This window comes from Methylorubrum rhodinum, from assembly GCF_014199935.1.
In the GTDB taxonomy this organism is placed as follows: domain Bacteria; phylum Pseudomonadota; class Alphaproteobacteria; order Rhizobiales; family Beijerinckiaceae; genus Methylobacterium; species Methylobacterium rhodinum.
Genome location: NZ_JACHOP010000019.1, coordinates 73,754 through 100,459 on the forward strand (window position 1 = coordinate 73,754; position 26,706 = coordinate 100,459).

General features: G+C 71.2%; 26 protein-coding genes. 15 read left to right on the forward strand and 11 right to left on the reverse strand.

From position 1 onward, the window contains the following. Positions 1 to 187: 187 nt before the first annotated feature. Positions 188 to 1,471 carry a c-type cytochrome gene (locus tag HNR00_RS18670; RefSeq protein WP_183571877.1) on the forward strand — a complete coding sequence of 428 codons (1,284 nt, stop codon included), beginning with the start codon at positions 188 to 190 and terminating at the stop codon, positions 1,469 to 1,471. A 52-nt stretch (positions 1,472 to 1,523) separates the two neighbouring features. Here the strand turns inward: HNR00_RS18670 and HNR00_RS18675 are convergent, their stop codons facing one another. Continuing rightward, positions 1,524 to 3,506 (reverse strand): 4Fe-4S dicluster domain-containing protein, encoded by a 1,983-nt coding sequence (locus HNR00_RS18675; RefSeq protein ID WP_183571908.1) that lies wholly within the window; start codon positions 3,504 to 3,506, stop codon positions 1,524 to 1,526. Positions 3,507 to 3,691: 185 nt separating this feature from the next. On the opposite strand from HNR00_RS18675, the gene HNR00_RS18680 reads away from it, so the two are divergent. The 12 genes from HNR00_RS18680 to HNR00_RS18735 all read left to right on the forward strand — a co-directional run bounded on the left by HNR00_RS18680 (position 3,692) and on the right by HNR00_RS18735 (position 14,247). Next, positions 3,692 to 4,441, forward strand: a complete 750-nt coding sequence (locus tag HNR00_RS18680) for a biotin/lipoate--protein ligase family protein (protein ID WP_183571878.1) — start codon at positions 3,692 to 3,694, stop codon at positions 4,439 to 4,441. Next, on the forward strand, positions 4,438 to 4,995 hold the full coding sequence (locus tag HNR00_RS18685; RefSeq protein ID WP_183571879.1) for a DUF6505 family protein: 558 nt from the start codon (positions 4,438 to 4,440) through the stop codon (positions 4,993 to 4,995). The genes HNR00_RS18680 and HNR00_RS18685 overlap by 4 nt, the downstream gene beginning before the upstream one ends. A gap of 207 nt (positions 4,996 to 5,202) precedes the next feature. Then, positions 5,203 to 6,204 carry a DUF6352 family protein gene (locus HNR00_RS18690; protein WP_183571880.1) on the forward strand — a complete coding sequence of 334 codons (1,002 nt, stop codon included), beginning with the start codon at positions 5,203 to 5,205 and terminating at the stop codon, positions 6,202 to 6,204. A 9-nt stretch (positions 6,205 to 6,213) separates the two neighbouring features. Next, positions 6,214 to 6,720 carry a DUF3305 domain-containing protein gene (locus tag HNR00_RS18695; RefSeq protein ID WP_183571881.1) on the forward strand — a complete coding sequence of 169 codons (507 nt, stop codon included), beginning with the start codon at positions 6,214 to 6,216 and terminating at the stop codon, positions 6,718 to 6,720. Continuing rightward, the gene (locus HNR00_RS18700) at positions 6,717 to 7,466 is read left to right on the forward strand and encodes a DUF3306 domain-containing protein (protein ID WP_183571882.1); all 750 of its coding nucleotides are present in this window, start codon (positions 6,717 to 6,719) and stop codon (positions 7,464 to 7,466) included. The genes HNR00_RS18695 and HNR00_RS18700 overlap by 4 nt, the downstream gene beginning before the upstream one ends. An 87-nt stretch (positions 7,467 to 7,553) precedes the next feature. Further along, complete coding sequence (locus tag HNR00_RS18705) at positions 7,554 to 8,189, forward strand: TorD/DmsD family molecular chaperone (RefSeq protein WP_183571883.1); 636 nt, start codon at positions 7,554 to 7,556, stop codon at positions 8,187 to 8,189. 82 nt (positions 8,190 to 8,271) lie between these two features. Then, on the forward strand, positions 8,272 to 8,517 hold the full coding sequence (locus HNR00_RS18710) for a formate dehydrogenase (RefSeq protein ID WP_183571909.1): 246 nt from the start codon (positions 8,272 to 8,274) through the stop codon (positions 8,515 to 8,517). 7 nt (positions 8,518 to 8,524) lie between these two features. Next, positions 8,525 to 11,467, forward strand: coding sequence for a formate dehydrogenase subunit alpha (locus tag HNR00_RS18715; RefSeq protein WP_183571884.1), 2,943 nt, complete (start codon positions 8,525 to 8,527; stop codon positions 11,465 to 11,467). Between the two features lie 18 nt (positions 11,468 to 11,485). Then, positions 11,486 to 12,082, forward strand: a complete 597-nt coding sequence (fdh3B, locus tag HNR00_RS18720; RefSeq protein WP_144768302.1) for a formate dehydrogenase FDH3 subunit beta — start codon at positions 11,486 to 11,488, stop codon at positions 12,080 to 12,082. A 105-nt stretch (positions 12,083 to 12,187) separates the two neighbouring features. Then, on the forward strand, positions 12,188 to 13,225 hold the full coding sequence (locus HNR00_RS18725; RefSeq protein WP_183571885.1) for a formate dehydrogenase subunit gamma: 1,038 nt from the start codon (positions 12,188 to 12,190) through the stop codon (positions 13,223 to 13,225). A gap of 80 nt (positions 13,226 to 13,305) precedes the next feature. Continuing rightward, the gene (locus HNR00_RS18730) at positions 13,306 to 13,545 is read left to right on the forward strand and encodes a hypothetical protein (RefSeq protein WP_183571886.1); all 240 of its coding nucleotides are present in this window, start codon (positions 13,306 to 13,308) and stop codon (positions 13,543 to 13,545) included. Between the two features lie 39 nt (positions 13,546 to 13,584). Further along, complete coding sequence (locus tag HNR00_RS18735; RefSeq protein WP_183571887.1) at positions 13,585 to 14,247, forward strand: hypothetical protein; 663 nt, start codon at positions 13,585 to 13,587, stop codon at positions 14,245 to 14,247. Positions 14,248 to 14,405: 158 nt separating this feature from the next. Here the strand turns inward: HNR00_RS18735 and HNR00_RS18740 are convergent, their stop codons facing one another. Continuing rightward, positions 14,406 to 15,398, reverse strand: a complete 993-nt coding sequence (locus tag HNR00_RS18740) for an SDR family oxidoreductase (RefSeq protein WP_183571888.1) — start codon at positions 15,396 to 15,398, stop codon at positions 14,406 to 14,408. Positions 15,399 to 15,642: 244 nt separating this feature from the next. On the opposite strand from HNR00_RS18740, the gene HNR00_RS18745 reads away from it, so the two are divergent. Next, on the forward strand, positions 15,643 to 15,783 hold the full coding sequence (locus HNR00_RS18745; protein WP_183571889.1) for a hypothetical protein: 141 nt from the start codon (positions 15,643 to 15,645) through the stop codon (positions 15,781 to 15,783). On the opposite strand, the gene HNR00_RS18750 is transcribed toward HNR00_RS18745, so the two are convergent. From HNR00_RS18750 to HNR00_RS18775, 6 genes are all read right to left on the reverse strand, one after another. After that, complete coding sequence (locus tag HNR00_RS18750) at positions 15,780 to 16,523, reverse strand: DUF4336 domain-containing protein (protein WP_183571890.1); 744 nt, start codon at positions 16,521 to 16,523, stop codon at positions 15,780 to 15,782. The two genes, HNR00_RS18745 and HNR00_RS18750, sit on opposite strands and share 4 nt — an antisense overlap. A gap of 302 nt (positions 16,524 to 16,825) precedes the next feature. Beyond that, positions 16,826 to 17,764 carry an ABC transporter substrate-binding protein gene (locus HNR00_RS18755; RefSeq protein ID WP_183571891.1) on the reverse strand — a complete coding sequence of 313 codons (939 nt, stop codon included), beginning with the start codon at positions 17,762 to 17,764 and terminating at the stop codon, positions 16,826 to 16,828. Then, positions 17,764 to 19,782, reverse strand: a complete 2,019-nt coding sequence (locus HNR00_RS18760; RefSeq protein WP_183571892.1) for an iron ABC transporter permease — start codon at positions 19,780 to 19,782, stop codon at positions 17,764 to 17,766. Before HNR00_RS18760 ends, HNR00_RS18755 begins: the two co-directional genes overlap by 1 nt. Then, positions 19,779 to 20,600, reverse strand: a complete 822-nt coding sequence (locus HNR00_RS18765; RefSeq protein WP_183571893.1) for an ABC transporter ATP-binding protein — start codon at positions 20,598 to 20,600, stop codon at positions 19,779 to 19,781. Before HNR00_RS18765 ends, HNR00_RS18760 begins: the two co-directional genes overlap by 4 nt. Positions 20,601 to 20,610: 10 nt before the next feature. Beyond that, the gene (locus tag HNR00_RS18770) at positions 20,611 to 21,549 is read right to left on the reverse strand and encodes a TauD/TfdA family dioxygenase (protein WP_183571894.1); all 939 of its coding nucleotides are present in this window, start codon (positions 21,547 to 21,549) and stop codon (positions 20,611 to 20,613) included. A gap of 31 nt (positions 21,550 to 21,580) precedes the next feature. Continuing rightward, positions 21,581 to 21,796, reverse strand: a complete 216-nt coding sequence (locus HNR00_RS18775) for an MbtH family protein (RefSeq protein WP_183571895.1) — start codon at positions 21,794 to 21,796, stop codon at positions 21,581 to 21,583. A 334-nt stretch (positions 21,797 to 22,130) separates the two neighbouring features. Between HNR00_RS18775 and HNR00_RS18780 the strand changes: the two genes are divergently transcribed. Further along, a complete protein-coding gene (locus HNR00_RS18780) occupies positions 22,131 to 23,180 on the forward strand; it encodes a siderophore-interacting protein (protein WP_183571896.1) in 1,050 nt (349 codons plus the stop codon). Positions 23,181 to 23,187: 7 nt separating this feature from the next. Here the strand turns inward: HNR00_RS18780 and HNR00_RS18785 are convergent, their stop codons facing one another. The 3 genes from HNR00_RS18785 to HNR00_RS18795 form a co-directional block, all read right to left on the reverse strand. After that, positions 23,188 to 24,162: a type II secretion system F family protein gene (locus HNR00_RS18785; protein ID WP_183571897.1), complete on the reverse strand. Its 975-nt coding sequence runs from the start codon at positions 24,160 to 24,162 to the stop codon at positions 23,188 to 23,190. A gap of 98 nt (positions 24,163 to 24,260) precedes the next feature. Continuing rightward, complete coding sequence (locus HNR00_RS18790) at positions 24,261 to 25,232, reverse strand: type II secretion system F family protein (RefSeq protein WP_183571898.1); 972 nt, start codon at positions 25,230 to 25,232, stop codon at positions 24,261 to 24,263. Then, positions 25,229 to 26,686 (reverse strand): TadA family conjugal transfer-associated ATPase, encoded by a 1,458-nt coding sequence (locus HNR00_RS18795; RefSeq protein ID WP_183571899.1) that lies wholly within the window; start codon positions 26,684 to 26,686, stop codon positions 25,229 to 25,231. The genes HNR00_RS18790 and HNR00_RS18795 overlap by 4 nt, the downstream gene beginning before the upstream one ends. Positions 26,687 to 26,706 lie beyond the last annotated feature (20 nt).

Genomic DNA, 26,706 nt, shown 5'->3' on the forward strand with positions numbered 1-26,706 from the left:
CGCCGGCCCGCAGGAGCGTCGGGATCGGCTGTCGAGGGCCCGCCTGTCTCATGATCGGAGCGATGCGCCATCCCTCCGGGATGATCAAGATTGGGTGAGCGCATGGGACATCGCGGCCCAGCCGCGCGGCGCAGACAGGCCACGTGCGCCTCGGCTATGGTCCCGCGCCTTTTCCGATCGAGCCGCCATGATCCAGCGCATCCCGATCCTCGGCCTTGCCGCCGCCCTCGCCGTCCTCGCCACGTCGCCGGCTTCCGCCCAGATGCGCGGCCATGGCGGGCCGGTGAGGGCGCTCGCGGTCACCGGCGACGGGCGGCTGGCCGTCTCCGGCGGGTTCGATCAGGCGGCCATCGTCTGGGGGCTCGACACCGGCACGGCGCTCTCGGTGCTGCGCTTCCACGAGGGCGCGGTGAACGCGGTGGCGGTGCTGCCGGACGGGCGCTTCGCCACCGCCTCGGAGGACGGGCGCATCGCCCTTTGGCGGCTCGGGCTGCCGGAGCCGGAGCGGGTGTTGGAGGGCCATGCCGGCCCGGTCGCCGGCCTCGCGGTCTCGCCCGATGGCCGGACCCTCGCCTCCGCCGCCTGGGACGGCACCGCCCGGCTTTGGCCGCTGGCCGGCGGCCCGGCGCGGGTGCTGGAGGGCCACAAGGGCAACGTCAACGCCGTCGCGTTCCTGCCCGATGGCCGCCCCGTCACGGCGGGTTCCGATGCCACCGTGCGAATCTGGTCGGCTGCGGGCGAGCCGGTCACCAGCGTCACCCTGCCGAGCGCGCTGAGCACGCTGGCGGTCGCCCCCGACGGGACGATCGCCGCCGCCGGAGCGGATGCGACGGTGCGCTTCATCGATGCGGACGGCGCGGTCCGCGCCTCGGTCGAACTCGGGCCGGCGCCGGTGATCGCCCTGGCGCTCTCGCCCGACGGCAGGCGGCTCGCTGCGGCGGGGGCGGGCGGTACGGTGGCGGTGATCGAGCGGGACACCACGAAGATCCTCTACACCCTGGTCGGCCCCGGCCTGCCGGTCTGGTCGGTGGCGTGGCGCCCGGACGGCTCGGAGCTGATCACCGGCGGCGGCGACCGGCTCGTGCGCCGCTGGGACGCGGCGACCGGCGCGCCGATCGGCCCGCTCGCCATGCCGCGCCCGGCCGACACCCTCGCGGCCTTCCACGGCGAGCGCGGCGCCGAGGTGTTTCGCGCCTGCGTGGCCTGCCACTCGCTGAAAGCCGACGAGGGCCCCCGCGCCGGCCCGACGCTCGCCGGCCTCTTCGGCCGCCGCATCGCCAGCCTGCCGGACTACCGCTATTCCGAGGCGCTCAGGCGCATGGACATCGTCTGGACGCCGGAGACGGTGGCGCGCCTGTTCGAGGTGGGCCCGGCCCGCTACACGCCGGGCACGCGGATGCCGGAGCAGACGATCACCAGCGCGGACGACCGCGCCGCGCTGGTTCGGTTCCTGGAGAAGGCGACGCAGTAGGGGACGGATTCCGAGACACGCTCGCTTCACTTGGAGCGTCGCCGATCCCCCCTCACGACGCCGCCCCACCCGACTCACGCTCGCGCAGATAATCCTCGGTCGTGCGCGGCTTCGCCCGCTCCGGCGCGTGCGGGTCGAAGCCCTGGTTCAGCGCGGCTTCCACGCGGCAATCGTCGCACATCATCAGCGAGCGGATGCGCGCCTCGCCGGCCTCGCCGGTGAACATCCAGTGGCGGTCGCGCAGTTTGTCGATGACCCGCTCGATGCTGGAGCGGGTGCCGAACGGCTTGGCGCAGGCGATGCAGGCGAAGGGCTCCTCCTCTTTCACCACCCGGCGCGGCGCGGCCCAGGCGGCGAAGTCGATCTGGGGCTTGAGGTCGATCACGTCCTCCGGGCAGGTCGCGGCGCACAGCCCGCACTGGACGCACAGGCTCTCCTCGAAGGCCAGCAGCGGGCGGTCCGCGCTGTCGGTGAGCGCGTGGGTCGGGCAGGCGCCGACGCAGGACAGGCAGAGGGTGCAGTCCTGGCTGCGGAAATCGAGCCCGCCGAACGGCGCCCCGGCGGCGAGCGGCACCGCCTCCACCGGATCGGGCGCGGCGGCGTGCATCTCGCGGAAGGCGAGGCGCAGCATCTCGCGCTTGCCCCCGTCCGGCACGAAGCCCGCGGGGGTCACCGCCGTGCGGCCAGGCGCGATGTCGCGCAAGGCGGCGCCGAGCGCGTCGGGATCGTCGGTCTCGATCAGGGCGACGAGGCCGGCGCCGTAGCCGAGGGCCGCGGCGAGGGTGTCGGCGAGCGCGATGGTGCGGTGCAGGCCGTCGAGATCGTGCTTGGGCCGGGCACGCGCCAGCAACCGGATGCCGGCCGCGCCGTAGGCGAAGAGCGCCGCGAACACCTCGGGGCCGAGCTGCGTCACCTCGTTGACCCGCACCGGCAGGACGTTGGCCGGCAGGCCCTCGCCATGGCGGCCGAGTGCGTCGATCAGCGGCTCGCCGTGATCGCCGTCGTGGAACAGCACGACGGCGTCCGTTCCGCCCGCCGTTCGATAGGCGCGCATCAGCACCCGCAGGCGGCGCATCAGCGCGTCGCCGGGAGGGAGGGCGTAGCCCGCCGCCCCCGTCGGGCACACGGCGGCGCAGCTGCCGCAGCCGGCGCAGACATAAGGATCGATCGTGACGCTGTCGCCGGCCGGCGCGATGGCGCCGGTGGGGCAGATGTCGAGGCAGCGGGTGCAGCCGGTGATGCGCGAGCGCGAATGGGCGCAGAGTTCGGCGCGGAAATCGACGAAGCGGGTCTTGTCGTACTCGCCGACCAGATGGGACGCCGCCGTGATCGCCCGCTCGACCGCGGCCGGATCGCGCGGGTCGGCCCGCAGGTAGCCGCTGCGGAGGTCGTGTGCGGGAAACAGCGGCGTGCCGCCGGTGAGGTCGATCACGAGGTCGCAAGTCGAGGTCGCGCCGTCGCGGGCGGCGCCGAAATCGAGCTGCGTGCGCGAGGACGGGCTGGGCAGGGCGTAATCGTCGATGCGCAGTTCGAACGCACCGAGATGGCCCTTCGCGGTCCGCACCGTTCCTTTCAGGATCGGGAATTCGTTGCGGTGGAGCGGGGCCACCGCGCCGGGGCGCGAGAGCAGCACCGTCACGTCGAGATGTTCGGCCAGCCGCCGGCCCGCCTCCACCGCGACCTCGTCGCGCCCGTAGACGAGGGCGACGCCGCGGCTCTCCATCGGCACGGTCCCGGCGGTGGGCAGCGGCTCGGCGGCGGCGGCGAGAAGCGCGGCCATCTTCGGGCCGGAGCGGGCGGCCTGCGTCGACCAGCCCGCGGTCTCGCGGATCTTAGCGTAGGTGACTTCGGTCCCAGCGCCCGTCTCCTCGGCGACCTCGTCGAACAGCGGCGCCTGCAGCGTGCAGGAGACGGTGACGGGAGCCTGCCCGGCGAGGGCCTGCCGGAAGCGGTCGAGCTCGCGCCCGCAGAGCTGGTCGGCGAGATGCACCTGCCCGCCGCAGCCCTTCTCCAGGGCGGCGGCATCGAGCGGCATCGTCTTCTCGCAGGAGCAGGCGAACACGAGACGATCGGACACGGGGAAACCTGACTGCTTCGACGGAGTGCGGCCCCTTCGCGCCGGGGCCTGCATTTCATATACTCATATCGTTCCAAACGACGAGCCGACACGCCCGCCCGGCCCTCGACGACCCGACGCCGCAGCCTCGAAGACGCCCATTCATGACCCTGTTTCCGGAGGCCCGCCCGGCGGATCTCGTCCTCCCGCCGGCCTTCACCGGTGTCTTCGCCGCGGCCGGCACCGACGTGCATGGCGAGACCTGTCGGCTGGCCGCCTCGGATGCCGAGGCCGGCACGCTGGTGCTCGGCGAGCGCGACGGCATCCTGACGCTCGCCGTGGTGCTCGCCCCCGACGAGCCGCTGGCCGGCGCCCGCCGCGCGCTGTTTGCCGGGATGTGGGCGCTCAGTGAGGCCATCGGCGGCTTCGGCCCGCCGGAGATTCCGGTCGTGGTCTCCTGGCCCGACACCCTGCATTTCAACGAGGCGCGCCTCGGCGGCGGCCGGCTCGGCTGGCCGGAGGGCTGCGGCGAGGGGGATGTGCCGGACTGGCTCGTCTTCTCGGCGAGCCTCATCGCCTCGAAGCGCCATGCGGGCGATCCGGGCCTGACGCCGGAATCGACCTCGCTCGAGGAGGAGGGGTTTCCCGCCGACCTCGCCCGACCGCTCGCCGAGAGTTTTGCCCGCTTCCTCACCAAGGCGTTCGAGATCTGGACCGAGGACGGGTTTCAGCACCTCGCCGGGCGCTACCTCGACCATCTCGCCCTGCCGCCCCACGCCCGGGAGGCGCAGATCGTGGACGACGGCGACCTGCGCCTGACCTTCGCCCCCGGCCTCAGCGAGGACCGGCCGCTGCTGCCCGCCCTCGTGCAACCGGCGTGGTGCGATCCCGAGACCGGGACGGTGCGGCTGTGAGCGCCCATCGGCTGCCGCGTACCCTGCGGCTCGACCCGTCCGACACCTTCGTCTTCGCTGAGGCTGCCGAGCCCGGCGAGTGGGCGGTGACGGGCTCGTTTCTCTTTCTCGATTCCGACCCCGCAGAACTCACCGGCAAGGCGCGCGCCGCCTTCCGCTCGGGCTTTGCCGGCGTGCGCTCGCTCGGCTTCTCGACCCTCGTCGTGGTGAGCGAGGCGAGCGAGGCCGAGCGCACGGAGGCGGTGGAGACGCTCGCCCGCCACATCTTGGAACGCTTCGGCGCGCCGAACCTCGCGGCGGCCCGTGGCGCGGCGGAGGAGGAGATCGCGGTGGCGGCCTCTCTCTGCAATCTGCCCGTCGGCAGCGTCGTGGCGATGCACCGCACGGTGGACGGCGGCGAGATCCACGAAAGTTTCCGTACGCTCCACCAGCGGGCGCCGGGGGCCGACCCGCTCCACGCCCGCGCCTTCCACTTCGTCGAGACCGACGAGGAGGGGCCGGAGGAGGAGGCCGACTTGGTCGGCATGGTGCGGGGCAGCGAGCCGAGGCGTTGAGCGAGTGTAGGATGAGCGCCGTGTTCCGGCGTGCTCCAACCCAACCCCCTCATCCTGAGGTGCCGCGAAGCGGCCTCGAAGGAGGGCTCCAGGGATCGCGCGGCCGGCTGGAGCCCTCCTTCGAGGCTGCGCTTCGCTCCGCACCTCAGGATGAGGGAGTTGGGTGGGGAAAAGTGCGATGTCGGGCGGCCTTGAGACGATGAGACGATGACCGAGTTCTGGGTTTCGAGCGGCCACCACCTGACGCAGCGCACCGAGGGCGGTGGGCTCGCGGTGACGGACGAGTTGATCCTCGCCTACCTCGCCCGGCCCGAACTGGTGCCGCCGGACGAGGCCTGCGAGGCCGAGCGGGCGCTTCACGCCGCGCTGATGGCCGACCCGCGCTGCCCCATCCCGCGCAGTGACTTGCAAAAAATCGCCGATCTGGACGCCCGCGAGAATTGGGAGGTGATGCTGGCCTTCCGCGACCGGCTGCTCGCCGCCCGCTCGGTCGAGGCGGCCTATCTCGCGCTGATCCGCGGTGGATTGCAGGGCGTGCCGGGGCTGTTCCTGAACCAGCTCTGCCACCTGATCCTGCGCAACGCGCTCGATGCCTGCGACGACCCGTTCGTGCTGCGCGCGGCCGAACTGTTCTTCCGCCCACAGCGGGTCAGCCTGCATGAGGGGGCGGTGCTGCTCGCCGATGCGGAGGTGATCGAGGCGCGCGAAGGCTCGGCCCCGCTCCCGCCGCTCGTCGGCATGCTCGGCAAGGAAGCGGCCAACGAACTCGACGTCCTCAACGACGAGAACGCCTGGACCTACTGGAGCCGCTCCGACGCCTTCACCGTGGCGCTCAACCTCGCGAGCCAGAAGGCGCGCGACGGGCTCGCCCGCGCCATCGAGAGTTTCGTCGGCCATCTGCTGAACGCCGAGGTGCGGGTCGAAACCCGCGACGGGTTGGAGGACCCGGACTGGCGTTGGTTCGTCGGGCTCGACGCGGAGGGCACGCGGTTGGGCAACGCGCTCTGGAACGGCGAGGCATTGGATGCCGCCGCCCGCGAGCGCCTGCTCGTCGTCTTCGCGCTGACCTTCGCCGATCCGGCCCGCGTCGATCCGCGGGTCGGCGACAGGCCGGTCTATCTCCTGCTCGCCATGAACGCGCAGAAGTCCGTGACGCTCAAGCCCCACAACCTCGTCGTCGGCCTGCCGCTCGCCGACCGCGCCGCCTGAGGATCGAGCATGACCCCCGAGGATCGCTTCGAGGTCGGCATCATCGTCGCCCGCCGCCGGCTCAAGGGGCCGTGGGCGAGCCATGCCTGGATGCCCGTGGCGGCACTTCCGGCGGCGCCCGCCGCGCCGGCCTGGACCCCGCTCGGCGAGACCGAGGACGAGGCGACCTTCTACGCCGGCGCCTACGAGGTCTCGCTGCATGTGGCCGAGACCGCGCATTACCGCGACAACCTCGTCTCGGGCCAACCCTCGCTCTGGGTGGCGCTCCGCGCCACGGGCGACGAGACCTACGAGATCGCCACCGTCACCGCCGACCCCTACGAGGGCGAGGCGATGGCCGAAGGCATCGGCGAGATCGTCGAGGCGGTGGCGATGCCCCCCGAGATCCAGGCCAAGCTCTTGGCCTTCTTCGAAGCCTTCCACATCGAGCGCACCTTCGAGAAGCGCAAGCGCGACCGCGCCGACCCGGAGGCGCTCGCCCGCCGCGCCCGGATCGAGTCGGGGAGGGGGGAATGAGCGACGGCTTCCTCTCCCGCTGGGCCCGCCGCAAGGAGGCGGTGAAGGCCGCGGAGCAGAACGTGGCGCAGGAGGCGCCTGTCCCCTCCCCCTTGTGGGGAGGGGTAGGGGTGGGGGTGGTGCAGGATGAGGCGGGAGCGGTGCCTCCTGCACCACCCCCACCTCCTCCCTCCTCCCCGCAAGGGGGAGGAGAGGCGCCCGACCTTGAGGCGCTCGGTGATCGAACGGCGGCTTCGGAAGTGCCTGCCGACACCGACCAGCATCTCCTCGACCTTCCCTCCCTCGATGCTCTCACCCCCGACACCGACCTCACGCCCTTCCTGCGCACCGGCGTCCCCTCGGCGCTGCGCAACGCGGCTTTGCGGCGGATGTGGTCGCTCGATCCGTCGATCCGCGACTTCGTCAGCGAGGCGCGGGAATACGCCTACGACTGGAACACGCCGGGCGGCGTGCCGGGGATGGGGCCGCTACTGCCGGGCGACGACGTGAAGGCGATGCTCGGTCGGCTGTTCCGCGACCCCGCGGAGGCGAAACCCGAAGCCGGATCGCCGGCCGACGCGCCCGAACCGGAGCCCACCGAGTCGCCGGAAACGGGGGTCGCGGAGGCCGCCGACGAAGTGCCCGCGCCCGAACCGGAGCCTGCGCAAGCTTCGATTGTATCTGCCGAACCGCCTCAGCCCAAAGCGGCCGAAGCGCCGCGGCCGGAACCGCGGCTGCGGCGTCACGGAGGGGCGAAGCCCGCGTAATTCAGGCAAAATCCGATTGCGGCCAACACAAACGCTTTTTATTATCGATCCAAACAAGCGGTCCTGGGGTATGGGCTCGGAGGGACGGTGGGTTCTGTGGCGTCGGTGGTGGGATTGACCGAGGGAGCGGCGCCGGGGGCTTCCCCCGTGATCGACGACGTCGATCAGTTGCGCGCCCGGCACTACGACCTGCTGGCTGCCCTGCTCGGCCGGGCGCCGGACGTGGCCCTGCTCGATGCGCTCGGGGAGATGGAGGGCGGCGAGGGCGTTCTCGGCCGTCACCTGTCCGATCTCAGCCGGGCCGCCGCCACGACCTCGGCGCAGGCGATCGAGCGCGAGTTCTTCGAGCTGTTCGTCGGCGTCGGTCGCGGCGAACTTCTGCCTTACGCCTCCTACTACCTCACCGGCTTCCTCAACGAGCGCCCGCTCGCCCGCGTGCGCGAAGACTTCTCCGCCCTCGGCATCGAGCGCGGCGAGGCGATGAGCGAGCCGGAGGATCACCTCGCGATGCTCCTCGAAGTCATGGCCGGCCTCGCCGCCGGGCGGTTCGAGGCGGAGCCCGGGATGCAGGCGCGCTTCTTCGCCCGGCACGTCGCGCCGTGGGCGACCCGCTTCTTCGCCGACTTGGAGCAGGCCAAGGCGGCGCGGTTCTACCGGACGGTCGGGGAACTCGGCCGGACCTTCATCGAGATCGAGACCGAAGCCTTCGCGATGGAAGGCTGACGTCGAACGCCGCTCCGGCGGTGAAAGAGTCACGCGCGGACGGATCATCCGAGGATGAGGCGCCGCCAGGGGAGACGGGATGATGGCACAGGACGGGAAGACGCTCGGTCGCCGGCAGTTCTTCCGCGCGCTCGGCGGCAGCACGGTGGCGGTGGCCGCCGCGGTCGCCTCGCCGATGGGGGCGACCGAGGCCCAGGCCTACGATCCGGGCAACGACGAGACCAAGAGCCGCTACCGCGAGAGCGACCACGTCAAGGCGTTCTACCGCACCAACGGGTACGAGACCTTGAAGAAGAACATGGACCCGACGTCCACCGGACCGAAGTGAGGCGGCGATGCTGATCAAGCGTAGAAGCGGCGAGGCGTCTCGCTCCAAGCATCAGGCGGTGGCCGCGGGCCTTGCCGCGGGCGTGCTCGACCGGCGCGCCTTCCTGCGCCGCTCCGGCCTCACGGCGGGCGCGCTGGCGGCCGCCGGCACGATCCAGCTCGGCGCCGTGCGCAAGGCGCAGGCCGCCGGCTCCTCGGCGGTCGGACCGGACACGGTCGTGAAGAAGAACATCTGCACCCACTGCTCGGTGGGCTGCACGGTGACGGCCGAGGTCGTCAACGGCGTCTGGGTCGGCCAGGAGCCGTCCTATGCCAGCCCGATTAACCGCGGCACGCACTGCGCCAAGGGCGCGGCCATCCGCGAGCTGGTCTCGTCGGACCGGCGCCTCAAGTACCCGATGAAGCTCGAGGGCGGTCAGTGGAAGCGCATCTCGTGGGATCAGGCCTACGAAGAGATCGGCGACAAGCTGCTGGCCATCCGTGAGAAGAACGGCGCGGATTCGGTCTACTGGCTGGGTTCGGCCAAGTTCACCAACGAGGCCTCCTACCTGATGCGCAAGTTCGCCGCCCTGTGGGGCACGAACTCGATCGACCATCAGGCGCGCATCTGCCACTCGACGACCGTTGCGGGCGTGGCCAACACCTGGGGCTACGGCGCCCAGACCAACAGCTACAACGACATCCGCAACGCCAAGACGATGATCGTGCTCGGCGGCAATCCGGCCGAGGCGCACCCGGTCTCGCTCCAGCACGTGCTGTCGGGCAAGGAGATCAACCGCGCGAACATGATCGTCATCGATCCGCGCTTCACCCGCACCGCCGCGCACGCCACCGAATACGTCCGCATCCGCTCGGGCACCGACATCCCGGTCGTCTACGGCATCCTGTGGCACATTTTCCAGAATGGCTGGGAGGACAAGGAGTTCATCGCCCAGCGCGTCTACGCGATGGACGACGTGCGCAAGGAAGTCGCCAAGTGGACGCCCGACGAGGTCGAGCGCGTCTCCGGCGTGCCCGGCGAGCAGCTGAAGCGCGTCGCGGAAAAGTTCGCCAAGGAGAAGCCCGCCACCCTGATCTGGTGCATGGGCGCGACGCAGCACACCGTCGGCACCGCCAACGTGCGCGCGCTGTGCATCCTGTGTCTGGCCACCGGCAACGTCGGCAAGCCGGGCACCGGCGCCAACATCTTCCGCGGCCACACCAACGTGCAGGGCGCGACCGATCTCGGCCTCGATGTGACGACGCTGCCGCTCTATTACGGCCTCGTCGAGGGCGGCTGGCGGCACTGGGCCCGCGTCTGGGACGTGCCCTACGAGTGGCTGCAATCGCGCTTCGACGAAGTCCCGGCGACCGCCGGCCGCAAGGCCCGCACCCGCAAGGAGAACATGGAGGCGCCGGGCATCACCTCGACCCGCTGGTTCGATGCCGTGAACCTGCCCCCGGAGCAGATCGATCAGCGCAGCCCGATCAAGGCCTTCATGGTGTTCGGCCACGGCGGCAACACCGTCACCCGCATGCCCGAGGCGATCGAGGGCATGAACAAGCTCGAACTCCTCGTCGTCGCTGATCCGCACCCGACCACCTTCGCGGCGCTCGATGCCCGGCAGGACAACACCTACCTCCTGCCGATCTGCACCTCGCTGGAGATGGACGGCTCGCGCACGGCCTCGAACCGCTCGATCCAGTGGGGCGAGCAGATCGTCCAGCCGGCCTTCGAGTCGAGGAACGACTACGAGGTGCTCTACAAGCTGGCGACCAAGCTCGGCTTCGCCGACAAGCTGTGCAAGAACATCAAGGTCGAGAACGGCATTCCGGTCGCCGAGGACATCCTGCGCGAGATCAACCGCGGCGGCTGGTCGACGGGCTATTGCGGCCAGTCGCCGGAGCGGCTGAAGGCGCATATGCGCAACCAGCACAAGTTCGACCTCATCACGCTGCGCGCGCCGAAGGACGATCCGGAGGTCGGCGGCGACTATTACGGCCTGCCCTGGCCGTGCTGGGGCAAGCCGGAGCTGAAGCATCCGGGCTCGGCGATCCTCTACAACACCAACATGCATGTGAAGGAGGGCGGCGGCACCTTCCGCGCTCGCTTCGGCACCGAGCGCAACGGCCAGACGCTGCTGGCCGAGGATTCCTTCTCGAAGGGCTCCGACCTGACCGACGGCTACCCCGAATTCACCTTCGGGGTGTTCAAGAAGCTCGGCTGGGACAAGGACCTGACGGAGGAGGAGCGCGCCACGATCCTCAAGATCGGCGGCGAGAAGCCCGACACCGTGAGCTGGGCCACCGACCTCTCCGGCGGCATCCAGCGGGTGTGCATGGAGCACGGCGTCTCGCCCTTCGGCAACGGCAAGGCCCGGGCCAACGCCTGGAACCTGCCCGACCCGGTGCCGGTCCACCGCGAGCCGATCTACTCGCCGCGCCCCGACCTCGTGGCGAAATACCCGACCCGCCCCGACGAGCGGCAGCTGCGCGTGCCCAACATCGGCCTCACGGTGCAGAAGGCGGTGGTGGACCGGGGCATCGCCAAGGACTTCCCGATCATCCTCACCTCCGGCCGTCTGGTCGAGTACGAGGGCGGCGGCGAGGAGACCCGGTCGAACCCGTGGCTTGCCGAGCTGCAGCAGGACATGTTCGTCGAGATCAACACCGGCGACGCGGCCGATCGCGGCATCAAGGACGGGCAGTTCGTCTGGGTCTACGGCCCTGAGAACAAGTCCAAGACCAAGGTGAAGGCGCTGGTGACCGACCGCGTCGGCAAGGGCGTGGCCTTCATGCCGTTCCACTTCTCCGGGTGGTACCAGGGCAAGGACATGCGCGACTACTACCCGAAGGGCACCGACCCGGTGGTGCTCGGCGAGAGCGTGAACACCGTGACGACCTACGGCTTCGATCCTGTGACGGGCATGCAGGAAACGAAGTGCACCCTGTGCCAGATCGCAGCGGCCTGACGAGGAGCGACCCGAACCATGGCCCGGATGAAGTTCCTCTGCGACGCGGATCGCTGCATCGAGTGCAACGCCTGCGTCACCGCCTGTAAGAACGAGCACGAGGTGCCGTGGGGCATCAACCGTCGCCGCGTCGTGACGCTGAACGACGGCAAGCCCGGCGAGCGCTCGGTCTCGATGGCCTGCATGCACTGCACCGACGCGCCCTGCGCGTCGGTCTGCCCGGTGAACTGCTTCTACACCACCGCCGACGCGGTCGTCCTGCATTCGAAGGACATTTGCATCGGCTGCGGCTACTGCTTCTACGCCTGCCCGTTCGGCGCGCCGCAATATCCCCGTGTCGGCAACTTCGGCTCGCGCGGCAAGATGGACAAGTGCACCTACTGCTCCGGCGGCCCCGAGCCCGACTTCTCGACCGCCGAGTACGAGAAGTACGGCTCGAACCGCCTCGCGGAGGGCAAGCTGCCGCTCTGCGCCGAGATGTGTTCGACCAAGGCGTTGCTCGCGGGCGACGGCGAGATGATCGCCGAGATCTACAAGCAGCGGGTGATCAAGCGCGGCTACGGCTCCGGCGCCTGGGGCTGGAAGACGGCCTACCGCGAGACCGTCGCGATCTGAACGCTCGGTTCGAGGGCGCAAGTCCTCGAACCGTATTCCCACCCTCGACCTCATCCTGAGGTGCCGGTCGGCGGCGCCTCGACACGGATTTGGAAAGGAACGCCGATGCGGCGGGCAGTGACCTTCCTCAAGACCCTCCTTCTGGCCGCGATGCTCGTCGCCGGCCCGGCGGCGCTCGCGCCTGCGCTGGCGCAGAACCCGATCCAGGCCGATGGCGTGAACCCGATGGGCGCGCGGCCGACGGCGGATTCGGTCAACGAGGAGTTCCTGTTCAAGCAGAAGGACACGATCACCGGCCGGGTCTCGATCCCCGACGGCAAGTCGGCCTACCTGATCCAGCCGCAGGGCCGCGAGTACCAGAGTTTTCGCGAGGGCTGGCTGCCGTGGATCGGCGCGCTCGCCATCCTCGGCATGATCGCCGCGCTCGGGGCATTCTTCATGTTCCGCGGCCGGATCAAGATGGAGCACAGCCAGGAATCCGGTAAGAAGATCCTGCGCTTCAACGCTTTCGAGCGCTTCACCCACTGGATGACGGCGACCTGCTTCATCATCCTGTCGCTCTCGGGCTTGAACTACATCTTCGGCAAGCGTCTGCTGATGCCGCTGATCGGACCCGATGCCTTCGGCACACTGGCGCAATGGGCGAAGTACAGCCACATCTACCTCGCGTGGCCGTTCATGCTCGGTGTCGCCTTCATGTTCGTCCTCTGGATCAAGGACAACATCCCGAACAAGATCGACATCGCGTGGCTCAAGGCCGGCGGCGGCCTGATCGGCAAGGGCCACCCGCATGCGGCCCGCTTCAATGCCGGCCAGAAGGGCGTGTTCTGGATGGTCGCGGGCTTCGGCGCCGCCATGAGCGTCACCGGCCTGATGATGATCTTCCCCTTCGCGCTCACCGACATCAACGGCATGCAGCTGATGCAGGTGGTCCACTCGGTGATCGGCATCGCCTTCATCGCCGGCATCCTGGCCCACATCTATATCGGCTCGCTCGGCATGGAGGGCGCCTACGACGCCATGGGCAGCGGCAAGGTCGATCTCGCCTGGGCGCGCGCGCACCACGACCTCTGGGTCGAGCAGGAGCAGGCCCGCACCGCCAGCGGCCCGCAGCTGAAGGGACATCCGGCTCCGGCCGAGTGACCGAGGGACGGCGAAAACCCGCCGTCCCGGCCCGCCTTTCGAACCGGAGCCACCCGGCTCCCTCGGGAAGAACCGCCTCCATGAAAGCCTTCGCCGCCGCCGTGATCGCCGCCGTCACCCTCGGGGTGCTGGCGATGTTCGCGCTCACCAGCAGCCAGAAACTCGCCTACCAGGCCTTCGCGACCTCCGGCGCCAGGGTGTCGGAGCCCGGCACCAACCTCGTCGGCCCGCGCTGGAACGGCGCGCCGCGCCCCGACGAGTTCGAGTCGGAGCCGCACGGCAAGGCCGAGGGCGAGGGTTCGCATCCCAAGCGCTCGTGAGTTTTTTTCGGTATTCGATCCGCGTCAGGAGAGCGCCCGATGACCTCGTCCTCCCTCGCCCGTCTTCTGGCGGCCGGCCTCGGCGCCTTCGCGCTCTCCGTCGGCCTCGCCGCGGCGCAGGATGCGGCGCCCGCTCCCGCAGCGCCCGAGCCCGGCAAGCCGGCCAACCTTTGCCAAGACCTGCTCGCCTTCGTGAAGCAGCCCGAGCCCGCCAAGCAGGCCGCGACCACACCGCCGCAGCAGGCCACCGCCGTCTCGAACCCCTCGGGCAAGACCGAGGGCGGCAAGCCCTCCGGCACCAGCGAGACGCAGAAGACCTCCGGTCTCAGCGGCACGGTCTCCGAGAACGGCTCGAAGCCGGAGGCCAAGGCCGCAGAGGCGAAGCCTGCCGAAGCCAAGCCGGCCGAGGTGAAGCCTGTGGACCCCAAGACCGCCGCGACCACGCCCAACGCGGCGACGAACCCAGCGACCGATCCCCGCGCCCGCGCCAACGCCGACGCCAAGGTTCCCCCCGGCCCCGGCACGCCCGCCCCCGGCCCGAAGCCGGACGCGTCCACCATCGAGAAGATCGAGACGGCCGCCGCCGCCAACGATCTGGCCACCTGCCGCGCCGTAGCGCGCTCGATGCGGGTCGCCGGCGTCGTCATCCCGCCGCCGTTGCTGGCGCTGTCGGCGCTCGATCTGAAGTATTTCCAGCAGTAGCGCTGAGGGCTGGCATGAGGAAGCATTTCCCTCCCCCTTGTGGGGAGGTAGGAGGGTGGGGTGGTGCCGGATGAGACTCGGCGGTTCCTCCTGAACCACCCCCACCCCGAACCCCTCCCCACAAGGGGGAGGGGACAATCGCCCAATGCAGCCTATGATTACGATCGCCGTCGCCCGCCCAGCGCCAGCGCCGCGACGGTCGCTGCCACGCCGATGCCGATGGCCGACGAGGCCAGCGGGTGGAGGCTCGCCCGCGTGTAGACGCTGGTGCGCTGGACGTAGCCCGGCTGGTCGCCGCGCTCGCGGCCGGCGGCGCGCGGCGCATGCAGCGCCCCTTCCGGCGCCCGCGGCGGACCTTTGCGCTTCTGCATCGCGATGATCGCAGGGGCCAACTGGTCGAAGGCGCCCGGTGCGAACTCCTTGCCGGCGGCGAACAGCTTGCCGCCCCCGCCGACGACGATGTCGCGCACCGCATGCTCTGCGGCGTGCAGGATCGCGGCGGCGACCTCCTCCGGCGGGTAGACCGGGGGCGGCAGCATGGGCTCGCGGTCCATGTAGTTGCGGGCACGCGCCGGCAGCGGCGTATCGATCGAGGCGGGCTTGACCAGCGTCACCGAGACCGGCGCGCCCTCCGCGATCAGCTCCATCCGCAGGGTATCCGTAAAACCCTTCACCGCGTGCTTCGAGGCGGCGTAGAGCCCCTGGAACGGGAAGGCGAGGTCGGAGGCGATGCTGCCGACATTGATCAGCGCGCCGCCCCGCGCCCGAAGATGCTCGGCGGCCACCAGCGAACCGTTGACCGTGCCCCAGAAATTGGTGCGGATCAGCCGCTCGTGGTCCTCTTGCGTGATCTCCCGCAACGGCCCGTAGACCGTCAGCCCGGCGACGTTCACCCAGGTGTCGATGCCCCCGAACGTCGCCACCGCCCGCTCGGCCAAAGTCTCGATGTCCCGCCGCTCGCCGACATCGGCAACGACGGCGAGCGCGCGCGGCCCGATCTCGCGGGCGATGTCTTCCAGCACCTCCCCGCTGCGGGCGGCGAGCACGACGCGGGCGCCGCGGCGCGCCGCCCGGCGGGCGGTGGCGAGGCCGATGCCGCTGGAGGCCCCCGTGACGACGACGACCTGATCGCGAAGCGGCTTCAATCTCACGGGCAAGGATCCTCGCGCGGCAGGGGCAAAGTTCGTCGGGTTGTCCGTCGGATTCTTGCCGGTGAACCGCCCTTTCGGCGCCCCTGTTCCGGGCGATGCCGCGGCGCAACGCCCTCCGGCGCAGGCATCTCCCGTGAACTCTCGCTTCTCCGTCCGACCCTGGCGGATCGGCAGGGACCGGGCGCCTGCGCGCGCCGATCGCCGGCCCAACCGACACAGACCCCTCAGCAAAAGCTTGAAAGGCATGACCGCCGCGGATCTCGGCTCCGTCCTGCCGAACGCCGTCCTGCCTCATCTCGACATCGTTGGCGCGCTCGGGCTCTGTCTCGGCTTCGCCTCCGGCATCATGCCGCGGCGAGACCTGATGCTTCCCTCGGCAGCCTAACGGATCAGCCAGCGCAGGGAGCGCCGCAGGGCGGGCGTCGCCTCGCGCTCGAACCACGCGCCGTGGGCGAACAGCACCCGCTGCGGCGCCAAAGCCACCAGGGCGGCCGCCGCCCGCGAGGCGGCGCGGCCGCCGAGGCGCACGGCGAGCCGGAGGTAGAGCGGCGCACGCCCGTCGGGGGCCGTGGCGCCCGCAAGGCGCAGCGGCAGTCGCAGGTGCACCGGCAGCTTCTCCGGCTCCAAGTTCAGCACGAGGTCGGTGAGGATCAGGGTGCGGGACGCGGTGTGGAAGAAGGCGACCTCGCGAAAACCCAGGCCGCCGGGCACCAGGGTCTGGCGGAGGTCGCCCGCCCACGTCCCCGGGCTCTGCTCGCCGAGGTCGCGGTCGAGCCGCAACTCGCCCGCCTCGATCCTGCGGCGCACCTGTCCGCGGTGGCGCAGGTTCGGCGCGGCCCAGGTGACGGCATCCGGGAAGCGCCGCTGCCATGCGCCGAGGAACATCCAGTGGGCAATGTTGGGCGCGACGAGGTGGCGGATCGGCCCGATCGCCTCGATCGCGCGGGCCAGCGCCTCGTCGAAGCGCGTCGGCGAGTGCAGCCACACCGCGCCGTCGGAGAGCCGCACGACGGTCATCCGCACCGGCAGCGGCAACGGGCCGGAGAGCGGGCCGCTGTCGACGATCCAGAGATCGGGGACGACCGGCTTCAGGATGTCGAGGGGCGGATAGGTGGTGTCGGTCAAGGGCGCGCCGTCGTGGTGACTCTGTCGTTCCGGATGGACGCTCGCGGCGACGGCGTCCACAACATCGGATCGATTGCGATCATCGGCAGCCGGTTCGGCGGGCTTGCCCATCCAACTCCCTCCTTCGAGGCTCAGCCTCCGGCCGAGCAGCTCAGGATGAGGGTTGGAGAAGGCGCAGCGTCGCGACAGGGTACTGCCGAAGAGACTGGTCGCGCAGGCTTCGAATGAGGGGCCGCGACATCGCCGGAAAACGCGGAGCGCAGGATCGCTCCGGCTCCGCCTCGCGATGACGGAGCGCCATCTCAGCCCGAAGCGGGCGCCCGCAGGATCGTCTCGGTGATCCTGTTCGAGAGCCGCAACGCCGAGCCGGGTCCCCCGAAATTCCAGATGTTGCGCTCGATCAGGCCGACGCGGCCCGCGCGCAGGGCCGGGACGCGCTGCCAGGCGGCGCTGCGCGTCTTGGCGTCGAGCGGGACGGCGGGGCCGGTCATGCTCGCCAGCATCACGTCGGCATCGTCGAGGGCGAGAAGGTCCTCGGAGGTCAGCGGGCGCACGCCCTCGCTGCTGCGATCCGGCGGCCAGAAGCGCAGGCCCAGCCGCTCCGCGAGGCCTGCCGAGAGGCTGTCGGCGGTGAAGACCCAGTAGGTGTCCTGGCCGCCCAGCTCCTGCAGCACCACGAGGCGCCGCCCGGCGCGACCGGCTTCGACGAGCCGGGCGGCGTCCCTGGCGATGCCCGCCGACACCTCCGCGTTCGCCTGCTCGGCCTGCGCCCGGTGCCCGACATAGCCGCCGATCATCGTCTGGAGCGCGAAGGCGGAATCGAGCCGCGTGGCCGGGGGCTCGGGGGCGAAGTCGAACAGCACGGTGGGCGCGATGCCCTCGAACACGTCGAAGAGCGGCGCGTGGCGATAGGACACGCCGAGGATCAGGTCCGGCTTGAGCCGGGCGATGGCCTCCAGGCTCGGCTGCTGGCGCGTGCCGACGTCGGCGGCGCCCTTCAGGCGATCGGACGCGACGCCGATCCAGCCGGGATAGAGCCTCGGGTCCGACATGCCCACCGGCGGGAGGCCGACCGAGGCGAGCATCTCGGCGATCAGGAATTCCAGCGCCACGACCCGTCGGGCCGGTTCCGGCAGATGGGCGGAGCGCCGGAACACGAGGTCGGCGGCACGCGCCGGCTTCACGGCGAGCCCGGAAGCGGCGGCCAGCCCCCAGGCGAGACAATCGCGGCGGCTCGGCATCACCGGGGCGCCCTTCGTCCGCGGGACATCAGCCAGAGGAAGTAGGGCGCGCCGATCAGCGCGGTCAGCGCGCCGGCCGGGATCTCCTTCGGCGCGAGCGCGACCCGGCCGAGGATGTCGGCGGCGACCGCCAGCAACGCGCCGAGGAGCATCGCCACCGGCATCCGGTCGCCATGGGCGTGGAAGCCGGCGAGGCGGGCGAGGTGGGGCGTCAGCAGACCGACGAAGGCGAGCGGCCCGACGATGGCGACCGCGGCGCTCGCCAGCACCGCGGCGAGCGCCAGCGCCAGCGCCCGCAGGATCGCGACGTCGAGGCCGAGCCCCGCCGCCGCGTCGTCGCCGAGGGTCAGGAGATCGAGGGGGCGGCTCAGGAACGCGAGCGCCGGCAGGCTGAGGAGGAGCCAGGGCAGCAGCGCCACCGCATCGGGCCATGCCCGGCCGTAGGTGCCGCCGACGAGCCAGATCAGGGCGCGGGCCGGCTGGGCGCTGGTCTCGACGATCACCGCGTAGGTCAGGGCTGCGAACAGGCCGCTGAAGGCCAGCCCCGTGAGCGCCACGGGCAGCGGCGCGAAGCGGCGGCGGCGGTTGATCGCGAGGATCAGGCCGAGCGTCGCGAGCCCGCCCGCGAGCGCGAGGGCGAAGGTCTCGGGGCGGCCGATCAGGGGCCAGGCCAGCAGGCCGCAGAGCGTGGTGAGCGCCGCGCCCTGCGTGACGCCGAGGAGTTCGGGGCCTGCCAGCGCGTTGCGCACCACGCTCTGGAGCACGACGCCGCTGGCCGCCAGCATCATCCCGGCGATCGCCGCCACGGCGATGCGGGGACCGCGGATGCCGAGGATCAGTGCGGCTTCAGGATCGGTGCCGGCGAGCGCCGCGAACCAGCGGGCGGGCGGGAGCCAGGTCTCGCCCCAGGCTAGGCCGAAGGCGGCAAGCGCCACGAGGGCGGCAAGCAGCGCCAGCGTCACGACGGCGAGCGAGGCGGCCCGGCCCGAGGCCGCGACCTCGCCGCGGTCCGGGGGCGTCAGGGTGCGCCCGCGCATCACCAGGACGAGCAGGATCGGCGTGCCGACCAGCGCCGTGGCGACGGCGGTGGAGAGGCCTGCCGAGAGTCCGAGCCCCGCCACCGCGCCGTCGGCGGCGATCAGCAGGCCGCCGCCGCCGAGCGCGGAGAGGAGGACGACGCTGCCGAGCCGGCGGATACCGACGGCGCGCACGAGGTTCGGGGCGATGAGGCCGATGAAGCCGATCGGGCCGGCGAGCGCCACGGCGAAGGCGGTGAGCGCGGTGGCGGTGACGACGCCCGCGAAGCGCAAGGGGACCACGGCGACGCCGATGCCGGTGGCGGCGTCGTCGCCGAGCGACAGGGCCTCCAGGCCGCGCAGCAGGAAGGGCAGGGCGAGGAGCGGCGGCAGCAGCCACAGGGCGGCCTCGGCGAGGCCGTCGGCGCCGGGCTGGTAGAGCGCGCCGCCGCTCCACAGCGCGAGGCCGGCGATGTTCTGCTCGAACAGGGCGAGCGTCACGGTGATGCCGGCGCCGAGCAGCAGGGCGCAGGCGCCGCCCGCGAGCAGCAGCCGGAGCGGTGGGGCGCGCCAGCCGCCCGCGGCGGTCAGCGCGAGCGCCGCCGCGCCGAGCCCGCAGACGAAGAGCAGCGGCGGCCCCGAGAACGCGGCCAGTGCCGGCACCGTGAGGCCCAGCAGGACACCGATCTGTGCGCCCGCTGTCACCCCCAGAAGATCGGGGGCGGCGAGCGGGTTGCGCGTCACCGCCTGGAATAGGGCGCCCGCGGTTCCGAAGGCCGCGCCCGCGGCGAGCCCGGCGAGCACCCGCGGTAGCCGCAGTTCCCAGAACAGAAAGCGGGCGGCCTCCGCCTCGGTCGGGCCGGGCGCGGTGGCGAGTGCATGAAGCGTCGGCGACAGCCGGGCCAGTGCCACGAGCACGACAAGGACGGCGGCGATCAGGCCGAGCCGGAGGCCCGGCGACGGCCGGACCCGCGCCGGCATCTCGGCGGCGAGCGCCGTCATGAGCGGGCTTCGCGGGTCTGGCGTCGGGCCGGAGCAAAGGCCGGCACGCAGAGCGGCGCCTCCGAATCCGGATGGTCGAGCCGCCACATCTCGACGCCGTAGACTTCGGCCAAGGGCCCCGGCCGCAGCACCTCGGCGGGGCGGCCGTCGTGGAGGATACGCCCGGCCTTCATCAGCAGCACCCGGTCGGCGAGCGCCGCGGCCTGATTGAGGTCGTGCAGCACGCAGACGATGGTGATGCCGCGCTCGCGGTTCAGCGCCTTGAGGGCCGAGACCAGCTCGACCTGATGGCGCACGTCGAGCCAGGTCGTCGGCTCGTCGAGGAGCAGCACGCGGCATTGCTGGGCGAGCGCCATGGCGATCCAGGCCCGCTGCCGCTCGCCGCCCGACAGCGCCGCCACCTCGCGGGCGCCGTGATCGCGCAGGCCCGTCGCCGCGAGGGCGTCGAGGATCGCGCTGCGGTCGGCGGAAGACAGCCCGCCGATCAGCCGGCGGTGGGCGTGGCGCCCGTAGGCCGCCAGCTCGAACACGGTGAGGCCGGCCGGCACCTCGTTGGCCTGGGCCAGCATCGCCAGCGCCTGGGCGCGCTCGCGCCGTCGCAACTCCCTAAGCGGTCGCCCGTCGATCTCCACGGTCCCGGCCTGGGCCGGCTGCAATCCGGCGAGCGTGCGCAGCAGCGTCGACTTCCCGCAGCCGTTCGGCCCGCAGAGCGCGGTGACGCCGCCGGCGGAGATCGCCACGTCGAGCCCGTCGAGGACCCGCCGCGCCCCGTAGCCGACGGTGAGGCCCTGTCCGCGGAGGATCGCGGCTCCGCTCATGCGGTCACGCTCATGTTGCCTTGTTCATCCCGTGCGCCTCGGCCATGGCGACGACGACCTTGCGCGGGCCGGCATAGGGCTCGCGGCCGTGCATGATCAACATGTTGTCGAGCATGAGCACGTCGCCCGCCTGCCAGGGGAAGCTCACCTTCTCGGCCTCCAGCACGGCGCGCACGGCGTCGAGGTCGGCGTCGGGAATCGGGCTTCCGTCGCCGAAGTACACGTTGCGGGGGAGTTCGTCCTCCCCGACCGTGTCGAGCAGCACCTCGCGCTCCACCTCGTCGAGCCCCGAGACATGGAACAGGTGGGCCTGATTGAACCACACGTCCTCGCCGGTGCGGGGATGCTTGGCGACCGCCTGGCAGAGCTGGCTCGTGCGCAATTCGCCGTCCTCCTTCCACGTGAAGTCGATGGCGTGGTCCCGGCAATAGGCCTCGACCGCGCTCCGGTCGTCGGTGTCGAACACCTTGGTCCAGGGCAGATCGAGGCCGTTGCCGAAGTTGCGCACGTAGCGCAGGCCCCTCGTGGCGAACTTGTCCCGAAGTGCGGGATCGAGCGCCCGGTAGATCGCGCGGCTGTCGGCGAGCGGGGTGGCGCCGCCCTCGGGAGAGGCGGTGACGCAGTGGAACCAGATCCGCAGCGGCCAGTCGCGGGTGTAGGACTGCTCGTTGTGGAGCGGAATCTCGCGGTGGGCCGGGTACTCGGTCGAGGAATAGACCCCGCCCTCGACCTTGCTGCGCGGCGTCGAGCCGAATTCGTAGGACAGGAGCGGATGGCCGAAGCCGGCAGCGAAGGCCCGGAACGCCTCGACGCTCTCGACGTCGTAGCCCCGCAGCAGCACGCCGCCGACGGTGCCGAGCGCGTCGCGGATCTCGGCATCGCGGGCCTCGATCGCCCGGATCAGTGGCCCCGAGCCTTCGAGCACGACGGGGAGGGCGGGTGCGGGCATGGTCGGCCTCTCGGCTTGAGGGGAGGATGTGTCAGGCGCGGGCGTCGCGGTCCATCGCCTCGCGCAGGCTGCGCGGGCGCATGTCGGTCCAGACGGTCTCGATGTGCGCGAGGCAGGCGGCCTTGTCGCCGCTGACGCCGACCCAGCGCCAGCCCTCGGGGGTCGGCTTGAAGTCCGGCCAGATCGAGTACTGGTCCTCGTCGTTCACCACCACGTGGAACTGGATGTCGTCGCGGTCGAAGCTCAAGGGTGCGGACTCCCTGCGGAGCGCCCCGGTCGGGGCGGGGCCGCTCCGGGGCGTGTCGGGAGGGGGACGAACGGGGGCCTGAGGAATTTAGGGGAGGGAGCTTTTGGCCGCGCGAGAGCGATGTGGGGGAGTTTAGAACAAGTACAATCAGGCCGCTTGCCAATCGTGATCGAAGAAAGACAGCATTGCGTTGACGGGCCGGGAGGCCGCCGCTTAATACGGCTGCCGGTCCATCACCTCAGGTTCCAACTCACGCCGTCATTGCGAGGCGGAACGGACCGAGCGAAGCCGCCCGAGGCGTTGTCACGAGGTGCGGGCGAGGAGCCGATCCGCGATGCTGTTCTCCGAGGCGACGGTCGCACTCGCCGATCCCCAAAAGCTCACCGACGACCTCGTCGCGCACATGCTCGCCTACGACGTCGCCCATGACCGGCAGGGAGCCCGCGTCGTCGCCCATCTCGGCGTCGGCACCGGCATCCTCGAGCCGATGGGTGCGACCTTGCGGGTCAGGGTCGAGGCGCCGGACGAGGGCGGCCTGGAGATGCTGCGCGCGCTGCTCGCCGCCAACATCGTCGACTTCGCCGAGGGCGAGACGCCGGCGATCGTCTGGTCGGGCTTCGAAGCGGGGGCGGCGACCTTCGCGAACTTTCGCGAATTGCGGCTCGTCGAGAGCCGGGAACTGACCCCGCGGCTGCGCCGGCTCACCTTCACCGGGACCGATCTCGGCCGCTTCGCGAGCGACGCGGACCTGCACGTGCGGCTCTACCTGCCGCCGCCGGGGGTGACGCGGCCGGAATGGCCCCGTCCCGGCCCCGACGGGCGCACCCTGTGGCCGGAGACGGAGCGCTGCCCGGCGGTGCGCTACTACACGATCCGGCGCGCCACGGCCGACACGGTCGAGATCGACTTCGTGCTCCACGACGCGCCGGGGCCGGGCGCGCTGTTCGCCGTCACCGCCGAGCCCGGCACGGTCTGCGGCATCGCCGGTCCGCTCGGCCGCACCGCGCCGCCCGCCGCCTGGACCCTGCTCGCGGGCGACGCGACGGCGCTGCCCGCCATCGCCCGCCTGCTGGAGGCGATGCCGGCGCAGGCGCGCGGAATCGTGCTCCTGGAGGCGGAGGAGGCGGATGCGGGCTATCCGCTGACGGCGCCCGAGGGTGTGAGCGTGCGCTGGCTCGAACCGTCCGAGGGGGGCGAGAGCCCGCTCGTGGCCGGCGTGCGCGCCCTCGATTTCCCCGACACCGACGACCTCTTCGTCTGGGCCGGCTGCGAGTTCGCCGCCGCCCGCGCGCTGCGCAAGCATCTGCGCTCGGAGCGCTCCTTGAGCCGCGAGCGCCACCTCGCCGTCGGCTACTGGGAGCGGGGGCAGGCGACGCGCAGTTAAGACGCGCCTACTTGTTCATCATCGCGTAGGCCTGGATGCCGGCCGGCGTCATGATGACCACGAACAGCACCGGCAGGAAGAACACGATCATCGGCACGGTCAGCTTCGGCGGCAGCGCGGCGGCCTTCTTCTCGGCCTCGTTCATGCGCGTGTCGCGGCTTTCCTGGGCGAGCACGCGCAGGGCCTGACCGACCGGGGTGCCGTAGCGCTCGGCCTGGATCAGCGCCGTGGTGAGCGACTTCACCGGTTCGAGGCCGGTGCGGAGCGCAAGGTTCTCGTAGGCCACCCGGCGGTCCGGCAGGTAGGACAGCTCGGCGTTGAGCAGCGCCAGTTCCTCGGCCAGGATGGGCGCCTGCACGGCGATCTCCATGCTGACGCGGCGGAACGCGTTCTCCGACGACATGCCGGACTCGACGCAGATTAGGCACATGTCGAGGGCGTCGGGCCAAGCCAGCCGGATCTGGGCCTGGCGCTTGGTGGTCACGTTGGACAGGTAGACCTCGGGAAGCTTGAAGCCGACGAAGGCGGCCAGCAGCACGACGCCGGCCCGGATCATGAACGGCTGGTCCAGCACCTCCAGCACGAACAGGTAGAACAGGGCCAGCACGGTGAGGACGGCGGGCATCACGAGGCGGAAGAACAGGAACGCCGTCTCGGCGCCCGCGCCGCGATAGCCCGCCAGGACGAGCTTGGCCTTGGCCGTCTCGGTGCCGAGCCAGCGGGTCAGGTTGAGCTGCTCCACCACCCGCTTCATGTAGGCCTTGGGCTCGCTGCGCAGCGTCGCGCGGGTCGAGAGCCGCTCGCGTTCGCGCTGCCGCAACTGCTCGCGCTCGTCGCTGACGAGCTTCATCCGCTTGCCGAGCTGGTCGGTCTCGATCAGCGGCTGCACCAGCGTGAACACCGTGGCGGCCGCCGCGATGCCGGTCAGCACGGTGGCGACGAAGCGCGGCTGAAGCGCCGCGTCGACCATTTCCTCGATCATCGCTTTCCCCGATCGCCCGGCCTGCCGGCCCCGCCTCCACCCGTCGCCCGATCCGCGCCCGGACCCGACGGCCCGGCCGGGATCGGACGCGGCGATGCTCAAACCTCGAAACTGATCATCTTCTTCATCATCGCGATGCCGAGGCCCATCCACAGCGCGGAGGCCGCGAGCGCGATCTTGCCGATCGCCGTGGTCCAGAGCAGGGAGATGTAGTCGGGGCTCGACAGGTAGGTCGTGAAGGCCACCACGAAGGGCAGGGCGGCGATGATGGCGGCCGAGACCTTCGCCTCCATGCTCATCGCGGCGATCTTGCCGGCCATCTTCTTGCGCTCGCGCAGCACCCGCGACAGGTTGCCCAGCGCCTCGGAGAGGTTGCCGCCGGCCTTGGCCTGGATGCCGATCACCACGGCGAAGAAGTTCACTTCCGTGACCGGCACGCGCTCGTACATGCGCTGGATCGCCTCCGACATCGGCAGGCCGAGCGCCTGCGCCTCGTTGGCGACCCGGAACTCGCTGCGCAGGGGCTCCTTCGCCTCGCGCGAGATCATCCGCAGGCAGTCGCCCAGCGGTATGCCGGATTTCAAGCCTCGCACCACCACGTCGATGGCGTTGGGCAACTCGTCGATGAAGGCGGCGATGCGGCGCTTCTGCAGATGCTTGAGCATCCAGGCCGGGATGCCGAGCGCGCCGACGAAGGTCGCCAGCAGGGCGACGAGCGGACGGCCGGACACGGCGAGGACGCCGACACCGAGGCCGAGCGCGATCAGGGCCGAGACGACGTAGAATTTGCGCCGGCTCCAGTCGAGGCCGGCGCGGGCGAGCTTCAGCTCCAGCGTGACCTTGGTCTTGTCCTTCTTGGCCTCGATCTCCTTGAGGCTCTTGGCGACCTGCTCGCGGCGGCTCGCCGAGGTGGCGCGCTCGGCCAGCGAGACCCGGTTGTTCCCGAGCGCCTTGCGGCGCTGCTCGGCCCGCCGCTCGCCGGAGAGGACGGGGAGCAGGACGACGTAGGCGACGGCGCCCGCCGCGACGGCGACGAGCCCGGCCGCGAGGGGGAGGTTGACGGCGCTCACGCCGCCTCTCCCTCGGCTGCGGCGGCATCGAGGGCCGCGGCCAGCGCCCGCTCCTCGCCGTAATAGCGCGCCCGGTCCCAGAAGCGCGGGCGGCCGATGCCGGTGGAGCGGTGGCGGCCGATCAGGCGGCCGTTCGCGTCCTCGCCGAGCACGTCGTAGACGAACAGGTCCTGGGTGATGATCACGTCGCCCTCCATCCCCAGCACCTCGGTGATGTGGGTGATGCGCCGCGAGCCGTCGCGCATGCGCATCGCCTGGATGATGACGTCGACCGAGCCGGTGATCATCTCGCGCAGGGTTTTGGAGGGCAGCGAGAAGCCGCCCATGGTGATCATCGATTCGATTCGCGCCAGGCACTCGCGCGGGGAGTTGGCGTGGAGCGTGCCCATCGAGCCGTCGTGGCCCGTGTTCATCGCCTGGAGCAGGTCGAACGCCTCCGGTCCGCGCACCTCGCCGACGATGATGCGCTCGGGCCGCATGCGCAGGCAGTTCTTGACGAGGTCGCGCATGGTGACCGAGCCCTGGCCCTCCAGGTTCGGCGGCCGGGTCTCGAGCCGCACCACGTGCGGCTGCTGGAGCTGCAATTCGGCCGCGTCCTCGCAGGTGATGACCCGCTCGTCGTGCTCGATATAGGCGGTGAGGCAGTTGAGCAGCGTCGTCTTGCCCGAGCCGGTGCCGCCGGAGATGACGACGTTGCAGCGGACCTTGCCGATGATCTGCAGGATCTTGGCGCCCTCCGGCGAGATCGCGCCGAAGCGCACGAGCTGGTCGAGGGTGAGCTTGTCCTTCTTGAACTTACGGATGGTGAGCGCCGGCCCGTCGATGGCGAGCGGGGGGGCGATGACGTTGACGCGGGATCCGTCCGGCAGGCGCGCGTCGCAGATCGGCGAGGATTCGTCGACGCGGCGGCCCACCTGGCTGACGATCCGCTGGCAGATGTTCATCAACTGCTGGTTGTCGCGGAAGCGCACGTTGGTGAGCTGGATCTTGCCGCCGACCTCGATGAAGGTCCGGTCGGCGCCGTTGACCATCACGTCGGCGATGTCGTCGCGGGCGAGCAGCGGCTCCAGCGGGCCGTAGCCGAGCACGTCGTTGCAGATGTCGTCGAGCAGCTCTTCCTGCTCGGCGATCGACAGGACGATGTTCTTGAGGCCGATGATCTCCGAGACGATGTCGCGGATTTCCTCGCGGGCCGATTCCGCGTCGAGCCGAGCGAGCTGGGCGAGGTCGATCGCCTCGATCAGCGCGCCGAAGATCATGCTCTTGGTGCGGAAATAGTCTTCCGACTTGTGCGGCGCGGGCGGCGGGGCGGCGGGGGGCCGCGCGGCCGGCGGGGCCTCGGGGCGCGCGGCGCGCACCTCGTCCTGCAGCACGGGCGCGGGCGCGACCGGCTTTCCGGCCGGGACGACCGGGGCGGCGGGCGTCGCCGCGACGTTGGAGCGTCGTCCGAACATGGTGCCGTGCGCCCTCAGTT

Excerpts from the sequence above, each read along its gene's own strand:
- HNR00_RS18770 (WP_183571894.1), bottom strand. The coding sequence starts at position 21,549 with ATGCCCGCACCCGCCCTCCCCGTCGTGCTCGAAGGCTCGGGGCCACTG.
- HNR00_RS18785 (WP_183571897.1), bottom strand. The coding sequence starts at position 24,162 with ATGATCGAGGAAATGGTCGACGCGGCGCTTCAGCCGCGCTTCGTCGCC.
- HNR00_RS18670 (WP_183571877.1), top strand. The coding sequence starts at position 188 with ATGATCCAGCGCATCCCGATCCTCGGCCTTGCCGCCGCCCTCGCCGTC.
- HNR00_RS18765 (WP_183571893.1), bottom strand. The coding sequence starts at position 20,600 with ATGAGCGGAGCCGCGATCCTCCGCGGACAGGGCCTCACCGTCGGCTAC.
- HNR00_RS18680 (WP_183571878.1), top strand. The coding sequence starts at position 3,692 with ATGACCCTGTTTCCGGAGGCCCGCCCGGCGGATCTCGTCCTCCCGCCG.
- HNR00_RS18730 (WP_183571886.1), top strand. The coding sequence starts at position 13,306 with ATGAAAGCCTTCGCCGCCGCCGTGATCGCCGCCGTCACCCTCGGGGTG.
- HNR00_RS18735 (WP_183571887.1), top strand. The coding sequence starts at position 13,585 with ATGACCTCGTCCTCCCTCGCCCGTCTTCTGGCGGCCGGCCTCGGCGCC.
- HNR00_RS18795 (WP_183571899.1), bottom strand. The coding sequence starts at position 26,686 with ATGTTCGGACGACGCTCCAACGTCGCGGCGACGCCCGCCGCCCCGGTC.
- HNR00_RS18760 (WP_183571892.1), bottom strand. The coding sequence starts at position 19,782 with ATGACGGCGCTCGCCGCCGAGATGCCGGCGCGGGTCCGGCCGTCGCCG.
- HNR00_RS18715 (WP_183571884.1), top strand. The coding sequence starts at position 8,525 with ATGCTGATCAAGCGTAGAAGCGGCGAGGCGTCTCGCTCCAAGCATCAG.
- HNR00_RS18675 (WP_183571908.1), bottom strand. The coding sequence starts at position 3,506 with ATGCCGCTCGATGCCGCCGCCCTGGAGAAGGGCTGCGGCGGGCAGGTG.
- HNR00_RS18700 (WP_183571882.1), top strand. The coding sequence starts at position 6,717 with ATGAGCGACGGCTTCCTCTCCCGCTGGGCCCGCCGCAAGGAGGCGGTG.
- HNR00_RS18755 (WP_183571891.1), bottom strand. The coding sequence starts at position 17,764 with ATGCCGAGCCGCCGCGATTGTCTCGCCTGGGGGCTGGCCGCCGCTTCC.
- HNR00_RS18695 (WP_183571881.1), top strand. The coding sequence starts at position 6,214 with ATGACCCCCGAGGATCGCTTCGAGGTCGGCATCATCGTCGCCCGCCGC.
- fdh3B (WP_144768302.1), top strand. The coding sequence starts at position 11,486 with ATGGCCCGGATGAAGTTCCTCTGCGACGCGGATCGCTGCATCGAGTGC.
- HNR00_RS18690 (WP_183571880.1), top strand. The coding sequence starts at position 5,203 with ATGACCGAGTTCTGGGTTTCGAGCGGCCACCACCTGACGCAGCGCACC.
- HNR00_RS18725 (WP_183571885.1), top strand. The coding sequence starts at position 12,188 with ATGCGGCGGGCAGTGACCTTCCTCAAGACCCTCCTTCTGGCCGCGATG.
- HNR00_RS18710 (WP_183571909.1), top strand. The coding sequence starts at position 8,272 with ATGGCACAGGACGGGAAGACGCTCGGTCGCCGGCAGTTCTTCCGCGCG.
- HNR00_RS18745 (WP_183571889.1), top strand. The coding sequence starts at position 15,643 with ATGACCGCCGCGGATCTCGGCTCCGTCCTGCCGAACGCCGTCCTGCCT.
- HNR00_RS18780 (WP_183571896.1), top strand. The coding sequence starts at position 22,131 with ATGCTGTTCTCCGAGGCGACGGTCGCACTCGCCGATCCCCAAAAGCTC.